Consider the following 17,591-nt stretch of genomic DNA (forward strand, 5'->3'; position numbering starts at 1 on the left):
CTCCGATCACTCTTGGATGCGCTGGAACCGGCCGTCCTTCACCTGCACGAGGAACAGCGTGCGCTTGTCCAGCCCCACGTGGTCGGTCGGCGTGAAGTTGAAGATGCCGACGCTGCCTGCGTACTCCCGGGTCTGCTCCAGCTCGTCGCGCAGGTCCTTGCGGGTCTGTTCGAGGCTGCCCTTCTTTCCCGACGCGACGTAGCGGCGCACGGTATCGACCGCCAGGCCGATGGCGTCGTAGCCCTGCGTCGCGAAGATCTCGGCCTTGCCCGCACCGTACTTGCCGTCGTAGGCCTTGACGAACTCTCCGATCGAGCGGCTCAGCGGATTCCCCGGCTCCAGCTCCTTGTAGACGGTGATCGGCGTGGCCCCCACGATGGCGCCTTCGACCGCGCTCTTGCCGATGGTGACGAACGCGGTCGTCGGGGCGCCCGCGCCGTGATAGATCGGGCCTCGAAAGCCGACGCGCTTCAGGGCTTCATGCACGAGCGCCGCGGAAGGCGGGATCGCATGGATGTAGACGGCGTCCGGCTTCGACTGCGCGATCTTGAGCGCCTGCGGCGTGAAGTTGGTGTCGCCGCGCGCGAAGCGCTCGGACGCGACGATCCGGACGCCCTTCTTTTCCGCCAGGGCCTTGAGTTCGATCCATCCGCCTTCGCCGTAGGAGTCCTCCAGCCCGAGGAAGGCCACGCTCTTCACGCCCTGGCGGCGCATGTAGTCGAGGGTGTGGTCGATCATGAGGCGATCGGTGACGGGCGTCTTGAAGGTGTAGCGCTTCTCGGCCGGCGGCTCCACCACGCTGGCCGAGGCGGCCATGGAGATGGTGGGCGTCTGGCCCTCCTCGGAGACCTTGGCGACGGCGAGCGAGGACGGCGTGGTGGTGCAGCAGACCACCATCGCGGCGCCGTCTTCCTGGATCAGCTTGCGCACCAGGTTGACGGACTTGGTGGGGTCCGACGCGTCGTCGTACTGGATGAACTCGAGCTTGAAGGGCAGCTTGCGCGCGGCCATCTGCTCGCGATAGAGATCGATCGCCTGGTTGGCCGGTGCCGCGATCGTCGATGCGGCGCCCGTCGCCGCCGTGACGATGCCGATCCTGAGCACGGGAAGCTCCTGGGCATGGACACCCATCGCCGCCGCCAGGGCAAGAACGCCGGCAATCAGCCTCGTGATTTTCATGATGACTCCGCAAGAAAAAGAAGTGGGGGACGCGCGGCAGGATGGTTCGATGCCCGCGCCGGAAATTCTGTGGGCGCACCCTCGTTCGTCGCTGTATCGCGCGATACATCGCAGCGTCGAATGCGATGCGAAGTCGCAGCCGATCCGCAACCGGTCTTGGCGAATGAAGATTTCGCCGCTTCGTGTATCGGCGGATACACGCGCGGCCGGAGCGTCTGCCTAGAGTTCTCCCATGTCCCCAGCCCCAGGAGAGAACGATGCTCGACATGGCCGATAGCCGCAGATTCCGCTCGCTGATGAGCCGCTTCGTGACGGGCGTGACCGTCATCGGCGTCGCGCATTCGCAGCAGCCCGGCGAGGTGGTCGCGATGACGGCCAGTTCCGTCACTTCGGTCAGCCTCAGTCCCCTGCTGTTGCTGTTCTGCGTGCGCAACGAGAGCCGGCTGCTGCCGCACCTGCAGGCCACCGGCGGCTTCTCCGTCAATGTGCTGGGCGCGCACCAGGACGACATTTCGCGCTACTACGGCGGGCAGACCGACCAGGGCGCGCGCGGCGCGTGGCTGCGCGACGCCGGATCCGCTCCGGCACTCGCCGGCGCCAACGCGAGCTTCCTGTGCCGCAGCCGGCACCTGCAGGCCTTCGGCGATCACCACGTGGTGATCGGCGAGGTCGTCGACATGGTCTCGGCCGATCCGCCGGCTCCCGCGCTGATCTACGCCTGCGGCAAGTACATGGGCGTGGAGCTCGCCCATTCCTGAATCCCGCCTTTCCCAAGAATCAACGGAGCCAACCCCATGCTGCCAATCGCCACGCCACCCATCATCCCCTCGACCGACGAACTCGTCGAAAGGGCGCACGCCATGATCCCGCATCTTCGAGCCGTCGGACCGGGCCATGACGCGGCCCGACGCATCTCGGACGACGTGGCCCGGCGCCTGCGCGATGCCGGTTTCTTCCGCATCTGCCAGCCGCTGGAGAACGGCGGCTATGGCATGCGTCCCTCCACGCTGTGGCGCGTGTCGCGGGAGATCGCGCGCGGCGACAGCGCCACCGCCTGGATCCTCTCGCTCGCGGGGCTTCATCCATGGATGGCCGGCATGTTCCCGCCAGAGGCCCAGGACGAGGTCTTCGCCGGCGGCCAGGACGCCGTCGTGATCGCGCTCACGGGCAACGTCGGACGTGGCGTGCAGGCGCGGCTGGAGGATGGGCATTACGTGCTCGACGGCAAGTGGACCTATGCCTCGGGCATCGACGTGGCCGATTGGGCCGCGACGCTGGTGGAGGTGCCCACCGCCGAAGGCGGCACGGAACTGCGGCTCTTGCTCGTGCCCCGCGCGAGCTTTCGCATCGACCACGACAGCTGGAACGTCTTCGGCATGAAGGGCACGGGCAGCAAGGACGTCTACCTGAGCGGCGAACGCGTGCCGCCGCACCGCTCGATCCGGTGGTCCGACGTGCAGTGCAACCAGGTGCCGGGCCTGGCGCGCAACAAGGGGCCGATCTACCGGATTCCCCACACCAGCCTGTTCGTGATGTCGGTCGCCGCGGCGGCCACCGCGGTGGCGACCGGCCTGCTCGACATCTATCTCGAGACGATCCGCCAGCGCACGCCGGTGGGCCTGAACGCGCCCCAGGTCGAGGACCGCTTCTCCCTGGCCGAACTGGGCAAGGCCGGCGCGAAGATCGAGGGGGCCTTCCACCTGCTGCTGCGCAACGTCGACGAGATGTGGGACCAGGCCGTTGCCGGCCAGCCCTTCACCGTGGCCCAGCGCACGCGCTACCGCATGGATGGCGCGCTCATCTGCGACATGGCGATGGAAGGCGCCGACGCCCTGGTCCGCAACCTGGGCGGCGGCCTGATGCCGCTGGGGCCGCTGGAGCGCTACTTCCGCGACCTGCACGCCATGGCTTCGCATTTCCTGATGCAGTCGGCGCCCTCGGCCGAGCTTCATGGCCGCGCGCTGCTCGGGATGCCGATGCCGGCCAATGCCCGCATCTAGGGTCAGCCCAGCAGCAGCGCGTCGTCGGCGATGGCCTCGCCGCGGGTGTGCTCGAACAGGCGCAGCAGGTCCGGCACGTCCATGCCCGCGCGCTCCGTGCCGCTGACGTCCAGCACCACGCGCCCTTCGTGAAGCATCACGGTGCGCGTGCCGTAGCTCAGTGCATGGCGCATGCTGTGCGTGACCATCAGGGTGGTCAGCGGGCCGTCTTCCACGATCTTGCGCGTGAGGTCGAGCACGAAGGCGGCGGTCTTCGGGTCCAGCGCGGCGGTGTGCTCGTCGAGCAGCAGCAGGCGCGAGGGCCTGAGCGAAGCCATGAGCAGGCTGACCGCCTGCCGCTGGCCGCCCGAGAGCAGGCCCATGCGGTCCTGCAGGCGGTTCTCGAGTCCCAGGCCCAGGATGCGGAGCCGGTCGCGGAAGCGTTCGCGCAATTCCCGATCCAGCGCCCAACGGATGCCGCGCCGCTCGCCGCGGCGCCAGGCCAGCGCCAGGTTCTCCTCGATGGTCAGGGCCTCGCAGGTGCCGGCCATCGGATCCTGGAAGACGCGCGACACCAGCGCGCTGCGTTGCCATGCACCCATGCGCGTGACGTCGATGTCGTCCAGGGCGATGCTGCCGCTGTCGACGAGCAGGTCTCCGCTCAGCGCATTGAGCATCGTGGACTTGCCGGCACCGTTCGAGCCGATGACGGTCACGAATTCGCCGCGGGGAATCGTCAGGTCGAGCCCGCGCAATGCGCGGTTCTCCATCGGGGTGCCCGCGTTGAAGGTCAGTCGCAGATTCGTGGCCTTCAGCATGAAGCGACCTCCTTGCGCGCTGCCGACGCCTTGCGTTGCCGCTGCAACCATCGCCTCGATGCCGGCATCATGAGCGCGACCGTCACCAGCAGCGCCGTCACCAGGTTGAGGTCCTGCGCCTGCAGGCCGATGAAGTCGCTGTTGAGTCCCAGCGCGATGAGCAGGCGATAGAGGACGGCGCCGACGATGCAGCCCCAGGTCGCGATCGCCATGCTCCGGCCCGGCAGGATGGTCTCGCCGATGATCACCGCGGCCAGGCCGATCACGATGGTGCCGATTCCCATCGACACGTCCGCGCCGCCCTGGGACTGGGCGAAGAGGCCGCCCGCGAGCGCGACGATGCCATTGGACAGCGCCAGGGCGACCAGCGACAGGCGATCGGTGGAGATGCCCATCGCGCGTGCCATGCGCGGATTGCCGCCCGTTGCGCGCATCGCCAGCCCCGCCTCGGACGCGAAGTAGCCATCGAGGCCGAACTTGACCAGCAGCGTGATGACCAGCAGCACCACCGGCGTAACCCACGGAGCAGGCAGCCCTGCGAGATGCACCAGGCCGAAGACCGTCGGCGAATCGAGCAGCGGCTGGTTGGGCTTGCCCATCACGCGCAGGTTGATCGAATAGAGCGCGATCATCACGAGGATGCCCGCGAGCAGCTGCATGATCCTGAGCTTCACATGCAGCCAGCCCGTCGTGAGCCCGGCCAGCGCCCCCGCGGCGAAGGCGGCCGCCGTCGCGGCCAGCGGATGCCATCCGGCCACGAGCAGGGTGGCGGCCACGGCGCCGCCGAGCGGGAAGCTTCCGTCCACCGTCAGGTCCGGAAAGTTGATGACCCGGAACGAGATGAACACGCCCAGCGCCACGAGCGCGAAGATCAGGCCCATCTCCAGCGAGCCGAGCAAGGCAATCAGCGTCACGCGCAGCTCTCCCGGCGTTCAGTCCACGACCTTGGTGGCCGCCTTGAGAAAGGCCTCGGGCACCGCCCAGCCCTGGCGCTGCGCGGCCCCCTTGCCGATGTGCGTCTCCAGCGTCGTGCTGAGCTGCGAGGGGATCGAGCCGGGCGCCTCGCCCTTGAGGATGCGCACCACCAGCTTGCCGGTCTGGCGGCCGAGGTCGTAGTAGTTGGTGCCGATGCCGATGGCGGCACCGCGCGTCGCGACGGACGGATCGGCGGACACGAGCGGAATCCGGCCCTGGTCCGCGACCTTGGCGAGGCTCTCGAAGGCCGAGGTCACGTTGTTGTCGGTTGGTTCATAGAACACGTCCACCTTGCCGACCAGGCTCTGCGCGGCGCTCGCGACGTCGACCGTGCGCGGCGCGGCCGCCTCCACCACCGTCATGCCCGCGGGTTGCGCCAGCTTCTTGAGTTCGGCGATGGCGGCCACGGAGTTGGCCTCGCCGGGGCTGTAGACCACGCCGATGCGCTTGGCGGCCGGCATGGCCTGGCGCAGCGCGGCCAGGTGCTTGTCGATCGAAGGCAGGTCCGACACCCCCGTCACGTTGCCGCCCGTGGCCTGCCAGGACTTCACCAGCTTCGCGGCCACCGGGTCGGTCACGGCGCTGAAGACGATCGGAATCTCGCGCGTCGCCGCGAGCATGGTCTGCGCCGAGGGCGTGGAGACCGCGACGATCACATCGGGCCGGTCGCCGGCGAACTTCCGGGCGATCTGCGCGGCGGTGGCGACATTGCCCTGGGCACTTTGATACTCGAGCCGGAGGTTCTTGCCGACGACGTAGCCGGCGTCCTGGAGCTCGTCCGCCACGCCCTTGCGCGCCGCGTCGAGCGCGGGGTGATCGACGATGGCGGTCACGGCGACGCGCACGTCGGCTGCGAGCGCCGTCGTGGCGATGGCGCCGGAAAGAGTGAGGCCGAGCATGGCGGCCCGGACGAGAACGGTCTTGTTCATGGGGTGTCTCCTGGGTTGGCGGCGGGGCATCCGGCGCACGCGCCAGGTCGGCGGTCGCGCTCCGTTTCCGCCTGAAAATTGTCGGTATCGCGCGCGATGCAAAGGCTTGCGTTTCCAAAGCGGAACGGGTGTGCGGAAACTTTCTTCGTGCCCGGCCGGTGCGCCGGCTTTGGTTTCGAAGGCGGCCCATGCCGGACCCGGCCGCGCCCTTGCTAGCGCCTCGCCGCGACCTGCATCAGCCGCTTCATGTCGGGCACGAGCACCCGGTTGTCCTCGACGGCAATGTCGCCCTGCTCGCGCAGGCGCTTGAGCGCGCGCGTCACCGTGACGCGCGTGGTGCCGGTCAATGCCGCGATCTGCTGGTGCGTGAGGGAGACGCCGATGGCGGTCGCGCCCTGCTCGGCCAGGCCGTACTGCTCCGCCAGCCGATGCAGGAGCTCGGCGATGCGCGCCTGCGGCTTGAGCGACGCCAGGTAGTTGGCGCGCACGGCGATGATGCGCTGCTTGCGCGATGCGATGCGCAGCAGGGCCACGGCGATCTCGGGATGCGTCGCGAAAGCCGCGGCGGTCTGGTCCGCGCGAAAGGCGATCACCTCGACCTCGTCGAGCGCGAAGGCCGAGGTGAAGCTCGGCTTGCCGTCGAACGCCGCCGCCTCGCCGCAGACGGCCCGATGCCCCATCGTCTCGAGCGTGAACTCGCTGCCGTCCTCGCGCATGGACGAGACCAGCACATGCCCGCGCAGGACGAGATAGAAGCTCGGGTCGACCTCGCCCTGGGTGTAGAGGAATTCACCCTGGCGGTAGACCCGCCGCCGCCCGAGGTGCATCGCCCTCAGCAAGGGCTCGACGACCTCGTCGTCGGGATGCCAGGTCTCGATGCGGCGCGGCTTCCGGGTCACGGGACGAATGCCCGAAGGCTCATCTTGCCGCGGCGACGGCCTTGATCTCGATCAGCAGGTTGGGCCGCGCCAGCGACGCCACGCCCAGGATGGTCCAGGCCGGGAAGTCGCGCACGATGTAGCGCTCCTTGATCTCGCGGAACGCCGTGAGCTGCTCGTCGATGCGCACGTGATAGGACACCAGTTCGACCAGGTCCTCGAAGCCCAGCCCTTCATGCGCGAGGATCGCACCGAGGCGCTTGAAGGCCAGCTCGATCTGTTCCTCGACGCGCTCCGGCACGGTGCCGTCGGCATGAATGCCGACCTGGCCGGCGATGAAGACCAGCCCGCCGGCCTTCACGGCCGGCGCGTACTGGAACAGGTCGAAGACCTTGTTGCTGCCGAAGGTCGGATCGTTGTCGGGCAGGCGCAGGCGTTGCACTTCACTCATGGGGACATCCTTGATGCAATGGACGAGGCGATGGCCTCGAGGGGTATCCGAGGATTCTGTCCTCGACCGATCCATGGGCGCTGTATACGGCGATACAAGCCAACGAGGATCGCCTTTCGCGCCGGTTTCCGGACCGCCGGCGCGTGTCATCCCTGACAGGATTTGCATGTCATGCAACAGAGGCCATCGGTGACCGATGGGACCGCCTGGTGAGTCCTCATTGGAGGTTTTGCGCGTGGCGCAAGACTTGTACGCCCCCTGAAACGCGCGAATCATCGGGGCCTTCCAGCACTCACGACGAGGTACCCCATGACCGTCTCGATGTCGAAGCCACGGCTCGATCGCCGCTTCGCCCTCACCCTCCTGCTCGGCGCGGGACTCGCGCTGTCCGCCCAGGCGCAGTCCGTGAGCTACCGCATCGCGACCGAAGGCACCTACCCGCCCTGGAGCTTCAAGGACGCGCAAGGCGGCCTGCAGGGCTGGGACGTGGACATCGCCCATGCCCTGTGCGAGAAGATGAAGGCCCGGTGCGAGATCGTGGCGCAGGACTGGGACGGGATCATCCCCGGCCTCATGGCGAGGAAGTTCGACCTGATCGTGGCGAGCATGGCGATCACCGAGCAGCGCCGCCAGCGGGTGGACTTCTCGGACAAGTACAAGGAAACGATCTCGCGCTTCGTCGCCAGGAAAGGCGCGTCCGATGACACCGGCCCCGATGCGCTCAAGGGCAAGCGCATCGGCGTGCAACGCGGCTCGATCCAGGCCGCCTACCTGAGCCAGAACTACAAGTCCTCGGACCTCAAGTTCTACGACACGCCGCAGGCGGCCGAGCTGGACCTCGTGGCGGGCCGCGTCGACTACATCTTCGGCAACATGGTGACCTACTTCATCGGCTTCATGAAGACGCCGGAGGCCGCGAGCTTCGCCTTCGTCGGGCCCGAGCTGAAGGGCGGCCTGCTCGGCGACGGCAACGGCATCGCCGTGCGCAAGGGCGACACCGCCCTGCTCGAGAAGGTCAATGCCGCGCTGGCCGCCATCCGCGCCGACGGGACCTACGACCGCATCACGGCCAAGTACTTTCCCTTCAAGCTGATGTAGAAGGCGGCACGCGGTGAGCATTCTTCACGGCTTCGGATCGCAGCTGCTGCTGGGCGCGCTGGCCACGGTGCAACTCGCCCTCGCCTCGCTGGTCGTCGGATCGCTGTTCGGCGTCATCGGCTGCTGGCTGCAGTTGCGCCAGAACCGCCTGCTGCGCGGCGCGGGCTATCTCTATGCCGCGCTGATCCGCGGCATTCCCGACCTGCTGGTGGTGTTCGCGGTCTACTTCGGCGGATCGCTGACGCTCGCGAAGCTCACGGGCCGGTACGTGGAGATCGATGCCTTCGCGGCGGGCGTGTTCGCGCTCTCGCTGTCCTTCGGCGCCTACGCGGCGGAGATCGCCCGCGGCGCGCTGCTCTCGGTGAATGCCGGCCAGCGCGAGGCCGCATGGACCCTGGGCCTGTCGAAGACGCAGGCGCTGTGGACCGTGATCCTGCCCCAGGCGGCGCGCACGGCGCTCGCGCCCTTCGGCAACCAGTCCATCGTGCTGCTCAAACAGACCTCGATCGTGTCGATCGTCGGCTGCGACGAACTCATGCGCAAGGCGGCCGAGGCATCGGGCGCGACGCGCCAGCCCTTCACGATGTACCTCGCGGTCGCGCTGATCTACCTGGTGCTGACGGGCGCCGCCACCCTGCTGCTCGAGCGCGCGGAACGGCGTGCCTCGCGCTACCTCGGAGCCTGAAGCGTGTTCGACATTGCCATCGTCTGGTCGGTCCTGCCCGCCTTGGGCAAGGGCGCCTTGCTGACCCTGGAGCTGACCGCGCTGGTCATCCTCTTCGGCACGCTGCTCGCGTTGCCCCTGGCCCTGGCCAAGAACGCGCGCCACGCGGCGGCCCGGTCGTTCGCGCACGCCTACATCGTGTTCTTCCGCGGCACGCCCTCGCTGGTCCAGGTCTTCCTGCTCTACTACGGCGCCGGACAGTTCCAGTCGCTGCAGGCCACCTTCCTGTGGCCCGTGCTGCGCGATCCCTTCTGGTGCGTGGTGATCGCGCTGGCGCTGAACTCCGCCTCCTACACGGGCAAGACGCTGGCCGCCGCCCTGGCGGCCGTGCCCAAGGGCGCGAGGGAGGCCGCGTTCTCGCTCGGCCTGGCGCGCTACCAAGCCTTCCTGAGCGTGGAGTTCCCGCTGGCCGCGCGCATCGCGCTGCCGGCCTTCGGCAACGAGGTCATCCTCACCTGCAAGGCCACCTCGCTGGCCAGCACCGTCACCTTGCTGGACCTCACGGGGACCGCGCGCCTGCTCAGCGCGGAAACCTATGCGCCGTACGAGGTGTTCCTCGGCGCGGGCCTGGTCTATCTCGTCATCAACTACAGCCTGATGCTCCTGATGCGTCGGCTGGAACGCGCATTCAAGCACTCGAACTGACACGAAAGCCCCTCATGAAATTCATCACCCTCGGCCCTTCGGGCAGCAACCACGAATACGTCACGCGCAACTACCTCGCGTTCCATGGCATCGACCGGAAGGCCGGCGTCGAACTCGCCGTCGACTTCGAGCAAGGCGCCCGGGCCGTGCTCGACGGCGAGGCCGATTTCCTCGTGCAGTGCGCGGTCCACCCCGCCACGATGGCCACGGTCGCGAAGTACCTCGAGGGCCTCTACGTGGTCGATACCTTCATCTCGCCCAGCCAGGACCTGGCCATCATCCGGCGCAAGGCGGCGGCACGATCGGGCACGCTGGCGGTCATGGCGCCGACGCTCGACTACACCGATGCCTCGCGCTGGGACAAGATCGAGTACGTCGCCACCGTGGCGGAAGTCAGCAGGGGGCTGGTCGAGGGCAAGTACGACGCGGGCCTGGGCTTCGTCTCGGTCGCCAACGCCCACGCCGATCAACTGGTCGTCGAGGAATTCATCGGCACGGTCGACGACGCCTGGATCGTCTACGGCCGCACCAAGATCAGCGGCGGCCAGTTGCTCGCCTGGCCCGACAGCCCGGCGGCGGCGATCTTCCACGAGATGGCCTGAGGCGGCGATGAGCTCGGCATCCTCCTCCGCGGCACCGGCCATCGTGGCGGTGCGCGGGCTCTCCAAGCGCTTCGGCGAACACCCCGTGCTCGACGGCATCGATCTCGATGTCCGCCCTTCCGAACGGGTCGTGATCTGCGGTCCCTCGGGCTCGGGAAAGTCCACCCTGGCGCGCTGCATCAACGGCCTGGAGCCCTACCAGCAGGGCGAAGTCAAGGTCAACGGCATCGCCATCTCGCCCGATGCCAGCCACGCCGATCGCGTGCGCGCCAACGTGGGCATGGTGTTCCAGCAGTTCAACCTGTTCCCGCACCTGAGCGTGCTCGAGAACTGCACGCTCGCGCAGACCTGGGTGCGACGGCGCTCGAAGCGCGAGGCCAGGGAGATCGCCATGGCCCATCTCGACAAGGTGCGCATGGCGGGCAAGGCCTCGTCCTTTCCTTCGCAGCTGTCGGGCGGGCAGCAGCAGCGCGTGGCCATCGCACGGGCGCTGTGCCTGAACCCCTCCGTCATGCTCTTCGACGAAGCGACCTCGGCACTGGATCCGGAGATGGTCAAGGAAGTGCTCGAGACGATGATCCTGCTCGCGCGCGACGGCATGACCATGATCTGCATCACGCACGAGATGGGATTCGCCAAGGCGGTTGCGGACAAGGTGGTCTTCATGGAGGCGGGTACCATCGCCGCGACCGCGCGGCCCGATGTCTTCTTCGGCGAAGGCGCCGACGAGCGGGTCCGGAAGTTCCTGAGGCAGGTGTTCTGACCTGGAAGCCGGCTCCGCGAACCTCACAGAAAGGTGCGGCTGATGCCCAAGAAGCAGATTGCTTCGCCGTTTCCGACGCTGCAGAAGCAGAGCCCGCCGCGAAGCGCGCGCCAGAAGGATTCGGCCCAACCGAAACGCAGCACGACCTCGATCAAGGTGGGCGTCCAGATCCGCGCCCAGCGCCTGGCCGCCGACCTGTCCGCGGGCGCGCTCGCCACCCAGGCGGGCGTGTCGCGGTCGATGATGTCGCGCATCGAGAGAGGCCTGGTGTCGCCCTCCATCGAGGTGCTGGACAAGATCGCGACCGTGCTCGATGTGCCGATGTCGCGCTTCTTCGCCGACCAGGTGCGCCGGCTCGACATGTCGCATGTGCCGGCGGGCAAGGGCCTGAAGATCGAGCGCGTGGATGCCGTCAAAGGCTATCACTATGCGCTGCTCGGCCACCTGCTGTCGGGGAACCTGTTCGTCGAACCCTACCTGATCGAACTCTCCGACGAGGCCACGCCCTACCCGGCGTTCCAGCATCCCGGCGTGAAGTTCATCTACATGCTCTCGGGACGCGTCAAGTACCGCTACGGCAGCCGGACGCTCGAGGTCAAGGCCGGCGACTCGCTGCTTTTCGATGCCCGCGCGCTGCACGGGGCCGAGATACTGCGCGAACGGCCCGTCTCCTACCTCTCGATCGTGTTCACCCTGCGCGAGTAGCGTCGCGCGGCGCCTGGATCAAGGGCTCGAGCGCCGCCCTAATCCGCCGCACCGCCAGCTCGCTCGCCAGCGTCTGCGGTCCGCGCCCATAGGTGCCCGCGAGCCGGATCAGCCGCAGCTGCTCGCGCTGCAGCCGCGTCTTGAGCCGCCGCGCCCGGGCGCCGAAGGCCCGGCCCATTTCGCGGCGCACGCGCCAGCGTGCCAGCGGTTCGCCCAGGCGCACCCACTCGTCGTCGCGGATCAGTTCGCGCTCGGGCACGAAGTAGGCCGCGAGCGCGTGCAGATAGGCGCCGTTCTCGCGCGCGGCCTCGCGCCAGAACAGCCAGGCCGCGATCAGCACCGGGATGCCCTTGACCAACAGCAGCAGCGCCATCTGGCCATAGCCGCCGTCGAAGTAGTCCTCGAGCAGCGGCGAGTTCCAGACGAAGTGCATGGCCCAGGCCAGCACGAAGCACAGCACGGCGGCGCCGATGCGCGTGGCCAGCCGCCGCTCGGGATGCAGCAGGAACCAGGCGACGCCGAAGGAGGCGATGGCGGTGTAGGCCGCGTGGCTCCACAGCCCGCTCATGAGTCCGCGCGTGAGCAGGTTCAGCAGCACCGGGTAGACCTGGTTCTCGAGCGGGAAGCGCATCGAGGCATTGACGGTGTAGGTCAGGTTCTCGACCACCTGGAAACCGAGCCCCGCCATGGCGCCGACGATGAGCACCGACAGATAGGTCTGGAACTGGTTGCGCGCCACCAGCACCAGCAGCACCACGCCCGCGAGCTTGAGGAATTCCTCGGTGATCGGTCCCGCGACCGCGGGCCCCCAGGCCGCCACGAACTCGGGCGAGATCAGCTTGGCGCACAGGCTCTGGATCGCGATGTTGGCCGGCGCCGCGAAATACACGGCGCCCATGCCGCCCCAGGCGAAGGCCAGCACGAAGGCCTCGGGCGGATGCTGTTCGAGCAGGTCGAGCGTGCGGAACACCAGCAGGAAGGCCAGCGTGTAGAGGCCCCAGACCACGAGCCCCAGGAAGGCCGTGATGGGCACCACGCGAAAGCCCATCGAGAACATCTGCACGGTGTAGAACAGGCCGTTGACGATCAGCGCGCTCAGCAGCCAGAAGGCGGCGCGGCGCGGCTGGAAGAAGGAGTCGGTGCCGACCGGCCACGGCGACTCGTCGCTGTCGAAGGCGGTGGTGGCGTCGTGGCTCACAGCGGCGCCTCCAGGTCCATCGACTCGAGCATGCTGCGCGCGTCGGCCATGGCCTCGTCGAGGCCGTCGCTGCCGCCGTAGACGTCGATCTGCACCAGCGACTTGCGGCGCTGGTCCACCACCTGCCAGAAGCGCCCGGCGATCTTGCTGCCGTAGTAGGCGAAGGTCTTGCCCTGCAGGCCCCACATGGTGACGAAGTCGGACACGTCGCCCTCGATGCTCAGGCCCTGGCCGCGCTCCATCAGCCGCTGCTGCCGCACCAGCGGACCGTCGGGCCCGCCGGCCCAGGGCAGCGTGGTCACGAGGAACTTGTGGTTGCCCTTGAACAGCATCAGCGAGCGCCCGGCCTTGGAGCGCGCCACGTCCATCTGCCAGCCGCGCGCGGGCTCGAAGCGCGCATGGCCGACCGACACGGTCTCGCCGGCCGGCAGCGGACGCGCGCCGGGCGTGTGGCGGTCCCAGAAGATCAGGCCGCCGACATAGGCGGCGATGGCGAGGAAGACCGCGAGGGCGCCCGGCCAGGTGCGGTAGGGGATGCGGCGGGAGGGCTCGTGCATGGGGGCGATGGTGCCATGGCGCGGCGCGGGCGATTCCGCCTTGCGCGCGACCGGCGGGGTCCGGCGGCGGCCCATGAAGCGCTGCGCGTTCGATGCGAACTTTTCACTTCAGCGTCAGCGTGCAGTCAGTCGTCCTATGTCATGCATCTGCCACCGGGAGGTCATACGACCCCCGCATGATCCGCCCCGCGCCCGCCGGCCCCTTCGCAGGGGCGGCGGGCGTTTCGTCACCTTTTTCGCGGATCTTTTTTCATGATTTTTTCCCTTCCTCGCACTGCGCGCGCGACCTCGACGATCGCCGTCGCCGCAGCGGTGCTGCTGCTGTCCGCCTGCGGCGGCAGCGACAACCAGAACGCCGGCTTCTTCCCGCTGCCGCCCCCGGGCTCCAACCCCGGCCAGACCACGCCCCCGCCGGCCGAGTCCGCGCCGCCGGTGCAGGTCGCGTTCATGCCCGACATCCACTTCCACGACGTCTACGCCAACTTCAAGGACGGTTCGTTCCCCGGCGTGTTCAACCAGAAGTCGGGCCGCAACGCGACGATCCGCCTGATGCATGCGCAGATGACCTCGACGCGCCTGTTCAACGAGAACTACTTCGCCTTCATCACCGCGCTCGACGACGCGGTGGCGCGCGGCGTGAAGCTGATCGCGCTGCCCGGCGACTTCTCGGACGACGGACAACCGGTGCACATGCGCGGCCTGAAGAAGGTGCTGGACGACTATGCGAACAAGCACGGCATCCAGTTCTTCGCGGCCCCCGGCAACCACGACCCGAACAAGCCGCTCGAGCGCGCGGGCGGCAAGGCCGACTACCTGGGCATCGACCCCACGACCAACCGCGTCGGCGCGCCCCAGCCGATCTACAGCCGCGGCGGCAACGGCGATTGCGCGGCGTCCAACTACAGCGGCGAATGGGCCAAGGTCAACAGCAGCTACTGCACCGAGGAAGTCAAGGAACAGGGCTACGCGGGCATCACCGAGGCGCTCGACCAGCACGGCCTGATGCCCAAGGCAGGCTACCGCTATTTCGAGACCCCCTACAGCAGCTACAGCTACCAGAACTACGACTTCGCGAAGGCGAAGGAACAGGCGGCCTGGAGCAAGCGCACTTTCGAGATCTGCGCGCAGGGCGCGGGCGGCACCTACAAAAAGGACGGCTACACCTTCTGCCATGACGTGCCCGACACCAGCTACCTGGTCGAGCCGGTCGAAGGCCTGTGGCTCGTGGGCATCGATGCCAACGTCTACGTGCCCACCGGCACCGGCCCCAACGACTTCAACGGCTCGGGCGACGCCGGCTACAACAAGATGCTGACCCACAAGCCGCACGTGATCGCGTGGCTCAAGGACGTGGTGGCACGCGGCAAGAAGCAGGGCAAGCAGGTCGTGGCCTTCAGCCACTTCCCGATGAGCGAGTTCTTCAACGGCGCCTCCGACGACATCATCGCGCTGCTCGGCGCGGGCAAGATGCAGATGGTGCGCCGTCCCGCCGAGGACGTGACCAAGGCACTGGCCGACACCGGATTGCAGGTGCACGTGGGCGGCCACATGCACTTCAACGACACCGCCGTGCGCAACTACGACGACGGCCATGGCCTGGTGAACATCCAGGCACCGTCGATGGCCGCCTACGTGCCGGCCTACAAGCTCCTGACCTTCAAGGACGCGACGCACATCGACGTGCAGACCGTGCGCCTGGACAACGTGGCGCGCTTCGACGAGCTGTTCGACCTGTACCGCGAGGAACACCGCTTCTTCACCGACTTCCCGGGCCGGCTGCCGGGCGGCAGCAACGGCGTGCTGTGGGACCGGACCGTGCTCGACGCGAAGAGCTACGGCGAGTTCAGCACGCGCTACATGTCGGAGCTGGTGCGCCTGCGGCTGCTCAACGACGACTGGCGCTGCGAGATGCGCGAACTGGTGAAGAGCCCGATCTACGGCTCCGACCTGCTGGTGCTGTCGCAGCTGCAGACCAAGGTCACGCTCAAGCAACTGGGCAACACCGGCAACCGCGGCCTGCTGAGCAACGCCTTCTTCTCGTGCCTGGGCGACGCGGGCGGCGACGGCAGCGCGCAGCAGGCGGCCTATGCGAAGGACTACGCGGATGCGGAAGCCAGGGCGCGCGCGCTCGCGGGGGCCAACGGCATGCGGCTGGAGGACTTCAACCAGTGGAAGGCGATCGACCTGGCGGGCGACTTCGTGCGCCTGGCCAATGCCGGCGACCTCGCGTTCACCGACATCCCGGCCGACCGCGCGCGCCAGTACAAGCTGATCGCCCAGGCGCTCGAAGGTACCAACACCGCGCTGGCGCTCAATGGCAGCCAGCAGGTGATGAACGACAACCCGGCCCATGCGGTGTTCCAGGCGCGCTTCAAGCCGCTGATGCAGATCCTGCTCAAGCTCGCCCGCGGCGCGCCGACGCAGCACTTCGTGATCGATCTGCAGACCAACATGCTGACCGACATGACGTCGGCACCGGCGCCCTTCTGAATCGCAGCGAAGACCCAGACATGACATCGAAGAACAACATCCAGCGCCGCGGCCTGCTGCTCGGCGCGGGCGGCGCGCTGCTGGCCGGTTGCGGCGGCGGCGGAAGCAGTGGCGGCTTCCCCTTCGTGCCGGCACCCGCACCGGCCCCCGCTCCCGCACCGGCGCCCGCGCCGGTGGCCGAACCCGAAGTGACGGCCCCCACGCTGACCGGCCGTGCCGTGCTGCCGGCCGACAGCTACGTGGCCGGCCCGACCTCGGGCCAGTTCATCTCGGACGGCGACTACACGCGCGCCAAGGACACCTACGGCTACACCCTGCCCTTCCAGGGCAAGCAGCCGATGCAGGGCTTCTCGGCGCTGGTGCCCAGCGGCATGCCGGGCGTCTTCTACGCGATGCAGGACAACGGCTTCGGCGGCCGCGCCGCCTCGCCCGATGCCCTGCTGCACATCTACGCGGTGAAGTTCGACTGGGCCAAGGGCCAGGTGATCCCGGCCAACTTCCAGACCGGCGAGACGCTCGCGTCCTTCAGCGCGCAGAGCTACATCCGCCTGAGCGATCCCTACCGCAACCTCGGCTACCCGGCCGTGGCCGACATGGTCAACTACCCCGGCGCCTCGGTGTCGCCGGCCGGCCAGACGCTGGCCGTGGACCCGGCGATCGTCTCGGGCCGCCTGCTGACCGGCTACGACATCGACCCCGAGTCGCTGCAGATCGATGCGCAGGGCAACTTCTGGATCGGCGACGAGTTCGGTCCCTTCCTGCTGAAGTTCGACCGCCAGGGCCGGCTGGTCGCGCGCGAGGTGCAGATGCCCAACCTCGCGAAGATCGGCGGCAATCCGCTGGTGCAGACGCCGAACAACCCGTACATCCAGTCGAACACCTCGGTGGCCAACCTCGGCGGTTCGGGCGGCCTGGAAAGCATGGCGATCAACGCCAGCCGCACCAAGCTCTATGCGATGTACGAGAAGGAGATGAACGGCGACAACGCGCAGCGCCGCATCATCAGCGTGTTCGACCTGGCCTCGCAGAACTTCGAGCCGCGCGTCTACGCCTACAAGGTCAGCACCGGCCAGCGCATCAACGGCGACGGCAACCTCGAGACCGAGGTCTACAGCGTCAACGACATGGTCGCGATCAACGACACCGAGTTCCTCGTGGTCGAGAAGGACAGCGGCGCGGGCGACGTGCGCAGCGGCAAGTTCCCGGCCTCGGGCACCTGGCGCAACGCAGCGCGCTTCAAGCGCGTCTACAGGATCGACCTCGCGCAGGTCGACAGCAGCGGCTACCTCAAGAAGGAAGAGATCGTCGACCTGATGGCGCTGAAGGACCCGAAGGGCCTGGGCGGCGACGCCACCATCGACGGCATCTTCGCCTTCCCGATGGAGTGCGTGGAGGTGGTCACGATCGCCGACGCGCAGACGCTGATGCTGGTGAACGACAACAACTACCCCGGTGGCTCGCCCTCGCGCCTGCCGAACAAGGTGGACGGCAACGAGTTCATCCGCATCCGGCTGCCGAAGCCGCTGGCGCTGCCGCCCGCGAAGGCTTGAGCGCGCGCGGCGCGGGGATCGCGATGCGCCGCAGCGCCACGGCCGACACC

At 68.1% G+C, this 17,591-nt stretch carries 19 protein-coding genes; 10 read left to right on the forward strand and 9 right to left on the reverse strand.

All coding sequences use genetic code 11. The annotated features are described in order from the left end of the window. Positions 1-6 precede the first annotated feature (6 nt). Positions 7-1,179 carry an ABC transporter substrate-binding protein gene (locus AC27VN_RS02065; protein WP_490875454.1) on the reverse strand — a complete coding sequence of 391 codons (1,173 nt, stop codon included), beginning with the start codon at positions 1,177-1,179 and terminating at the stop codon, positions 7-9. Between the two features lie 266 nt (positions 1,180-1,445). Between AC27VN_RS02065 and AC27VN_RS02070 the strand changes: the two genes are divergently transcribed. Both AC27VN_RS02070 and AC27VN_RS02075 read left to right on the forward strand, forming a co-directional pair. Then, positions 1,446-1,937, forward strand: a complete 492-nt coding sequence (locus AC27VN_RS02070; protein WP_490875455.1) for a flavin reductase family protein — start codon at positions 1,446-1,448, stop codon at positions 1,935-1,937. Positions 1,938-1,973: 36 nt separating this feature from the next. Then, entirely contained in the window at positions 1,974-3,179 is a 1,206-nt protein-coding gene (locus tag AC27VN_RS02075; protein WP_490875456.1) for an acyl-CoA dehydrogenase family protein, read from the forward strand. Positions 3,180-3,181: 2 nt separating this feature from the next. Here AC27VN_RS02075 and AC27VN_RS02080 read toward each other — a convergent pair whose 3' ends face one another. From AC27VN_RS02080 to AC27VN_RS02100, 5 genes are all read right to left on the reverse strand, one after another. Next, positions 3,182-3,976 (reverse strand): ABC transporter ATP-binding protein, encoded by a 795-nt coding sequence (locus tag AC27VN_RS02080; protein ID WP_490875457.1) that lies wholly within the window; start codon positions 3,974-3,976, stop codon positions 3,182-3,184. Beyond that, a complete protein-coding gene (locus tag AC27VN_RS02085; protein WP_490875458.1) occupies positions 3,970-4,890 on the reverse strand; it encodes an ABC transporter permease in 921 nt (306 codons plus the stop codon). The genes AC27VN_RS02080 and AC27VN_RS02085 overlap by 7 nt, the downstream gene beginning before the upstream one ends. A gap of 18 nt (positions 4,891-4,908) precedes the next feature. Then, complete coding sequence (locus AC27VN_RS02090; RefSeq protein WP_490875459.1) at positions 4,909-5,880, reverse strand: ABC transporter substrate-binding protein; 972 nt, start codon at positions 5,878-5,880, stop codon at positions 4,909-4,911. 212 nt (positions 5,881-6,092) lie between these two features. After that, positions 6,093-6,779: a Crp/Fnr family transcriptional regulator gene (locus AC27VN_RS02095; RefSeq protein ID WP_490875460.1), complete on the reverse strand. Its 687-nt coding sequence runs from the start codon at positions 6,777-6,779 to the stop codon at positions 6,093-6,095. Positions 6,780-6,798: 19 nt separating this feature from the next. Then, a complete protein-coding gene (locus tag AC27VN_RS02100; RefSeq protein WP_490875461.1) occupies positions 6,799-7,209 on the reverse strand; it encodes a RidA family protein in 411 nt (136 codons plus the stop codon). Between the two features lie 309 nt (positions 7,210-7,518). Between AC27VN_RS02100 and AC27VN_RS02105 the strand changes: the two genes are divergently transcribed. Genes AC27VN_RS02105 through AC27VN_RS02125 form a run of 5 tightly spaced genes read left to right on the forward strand, consistent with a single transcriptional unit; the run spans position 7,519 to position 11,041 of the window. Then, positions 7,519-8,307, forward strand: coding sequence for an ABC transporter substrate-binding protein (locus tag AC27VN_RS02105; RefSeq protein ID WP_490875462.1), 789 nt, complete (start codon positions 7,519-7,521; stop codon positions 8,305-8,307). A gap of 13 nt (positions 8,308-8,320) precedes the next feature. Further along, entirely contained in the window at positions 8,321-8,992 is a 672-nt protein-coding gene (locus AC27VN_RS02110) for an ABC transporter permease (protein WP_296726662.1), read from the forward strand. A 3-nt stretch (positions 8,993-8,995) separates the two neighbouring features. Next, positions 8,996-9,676 carry an ABC transporter permease gene (locus AC27VN_RS02115; protein WP_490875463.1) on the forward strand — a complete coding sequence of 227 codons (681 nt, stop codon included), beginning with the start codon at positions 8,996-8,998 and terminating at the stop codon, positions 9,674-9,676. Between the two features lie 14 nt (positions 9,677-9,690). Beyond that, entirely contained in the window at positions 9,691-10,278 is a 588-nt protein-coding gene (locus AC27VN_RS02120; protein ID WP_490875464.1) for a hypothetical protein, read from the forward strand. A gap of 7 nt (positions 10,279-10,285) precedes the next feature. Continuing rightward, positions 10,286-11,041: an amino acid ABC transporter ATP-binding protein gene (locus AC27VN_RS02125; RefSeq protein ID WP_296786187.1), complete on the forward strand. Its 756-nt coding sequence runs from the start codon at positions 10,286-10,288 to the stop codon at positions 11,039-11,041. Positions 11,042-11,064: 23 nt separating this feature from the next. Here AC27VN_RS02125 and AC27VN_RS02130 read toward each other — a convergent pair whose 3' ends face one another. Then, entirely contained in the window at positions 11,065-11,295 is a 231-nt protein-coding gene (locus AC27VN_RS02130) for a hypothetical protein (RefSeq protein ID WP_490875468.1), read from the reverse strand. Between AC27VN_RS02130 and AC27VN_RS02135 the strand changes: the two genes are divergently transcribed. Further along, complete coding sequence (locus AC27VN_RS02135; protein ID WP_395347411.1) at positions 11,225-11,746, forward strand: helix-turn-helix domain-containing protein; 522 nt, start codon at positions 11,225-11,227, stop codon at positions 11,744-11,746. The genes AC27VN_RS02130 and AC27VN_RS02135 overlap by 71 nt on opposite strands. Here the strand turns inward: AC27VN_RS02135 and AC27VN_RS02140 are convergent. Then, positions 11,730-12,944, reverse strand: a complete 1,215-nt coding sequence (locus AC27VN_RS02140; RefSeq protein ID WP_490875465.1) for a PrsW family intramembrane metalloprotease — start codon at positions 12,942-12,944, stop codon at positions 11,730-11,732. The two genes, AC27VN_RS02135 and AC27VN_RS02140, sit on opposite strands and share 17 nt — an antisense overlap. Continuing rightward, the gene (locus tag AC27VN_RS02145; RefSeq protein WP_057594117.1) at positions 12,941-13,501 is read right to left on the reverse strand and encodes a hypothetical protein; all 561 of its coding nucleotides are present in this window, start codon (positions 13,499-13,501) and stop codon (positions 12,941-12,943) included. The genes AC27VN_RS02140 and AC27VN_RS02145 overlap by 4 nt, the downstream gene beginning before the upstream one ends. A gap of 252 nt (positions 13,502-13,753) precedes the next feature. Between AC27VN_RS02145 and AC27VN_RS02150 the strand changes: the two genes are divergently transcribed. Beyond that, on the forward strand, positions 13,754-15,991 hold the full coding sequence (locus tag AC27VN_RS02150; protein WP_490875466.1) for a metallophosphoesterase: 2,238 nt from the start codon (positions 13,754-13,756) through the stop codon (positions 15,989-15,991). 20 nt (positions 15,992-16,011) lie between these two features. Further along, on the forward strand, positions 16,012-17,541 hold the full coding sequence (locus tag AC27VN_RS02155) for an esterase-like activity of phytase family protein (protein ID WP_490875467.1): 1,530 nt from the start codon (positions 16,012-16,014) through the stop codon (positions 17,539-17,541). Positions 17,542-17,591: the final 50 nt, after the last annotated feature.

Source organism: Variovorax sp. 20P10.2.4 (assembly GCF_058244205.1).

Bases quoted from the DNA above. Each gene is read 5' to 3' on its own strand.
- AC27VN_RS02065 (WP_490875454.1), bottom strand. From the start codon at position 1,179: ATGAAAATCACGAGGCTGATTGCCGGCGTTCTTGCCCTGGCGGCGGCG.
- AC27VN_RS02070 (WP_490875455.1), top strand. From the start codon at position 1,446: ATGGCCGATAGCCGCAGATTCCGCTCGCTGATGAGCCGCTTCGTGACG.
- AC27VN_RS02075 (WP_490875456.1), top strand. From the start codon at position 1,974: ATGCTGCCAATCGCCACGCCACCCATCATCCCCTCGACCGACGAACTC.
- AC27VN_RS02080 (WP_490875457.1), bottom strand. From the start codon at position 3,976: ATGCTGAAGGCCACGAATCTGCGACTGACCTTCAACGCGGGCACCCCG.
- AC27VN_RS02090 (WP_490875459.1), bottom strand. From the start codon at position 5,880: ATGAACAAGACCGTTCTCGTCCGGGCCGCCATGCTCGGCCTCACTCTT.
- AC27VN_RS02100 (WP_490875461.1), bottom strand. From the start codon at position 7,209: ATGAGTGAAGTGCAACGCCTGCGCCTGCCCGACAACGATCCGACCTTC.
- AC27VN_RS02105 (WP_490875462.1), top strand. From the start codon at position 7,519: ATGACCGTCTCGATGTCGAAGCCACGGCTCGATCGCCGCTTCGCCCTC.
- AC27VN_RS02120 (WP_490875464.1), top strand. From the start codon at position 9,691: ATGAAATTCATCACCCTCGGCCCTTCGGGCAGCAACCACGAATACGTC.
- AC27VN_RS02125 (WP_296786187.1), top strand. From the start codon at position 10,286: ATGAGCTCGGCATCCTCCTCCGCGGCACCGGCCATCGTGGCGGTGCGC.
- AC27VN_RS02130 (WP_490875468.1), bottom strand. From the start codon at position 11,295: ATGCGCGACATCATCGACCGCGACACGCCCGCCTGGGTGGCGAGCGCG.
- AC27VN_RS02145 (WP_057594117.1), bottom strand. From the start codon at position 13,501: ATGCACGAGCCCTCCCGCCGCATCCCCTACCGCACCTGGCCGGGCGCC.
- AC27VN_RS02150 (WP_490875466.1), top strand. From the start codon at position 13,754: ATGATTTTTTCCCTTCCTCGCACTGCGCGCGCGACCTCGACGATCGCC.
- AC27VN_RS02155 (WP_490875467.1), top strand. From the start codon at position 16,012: ATGACATCGAAGAACAACATCCAGCGCCGCGGCCTGCTGCTCGGCGCG.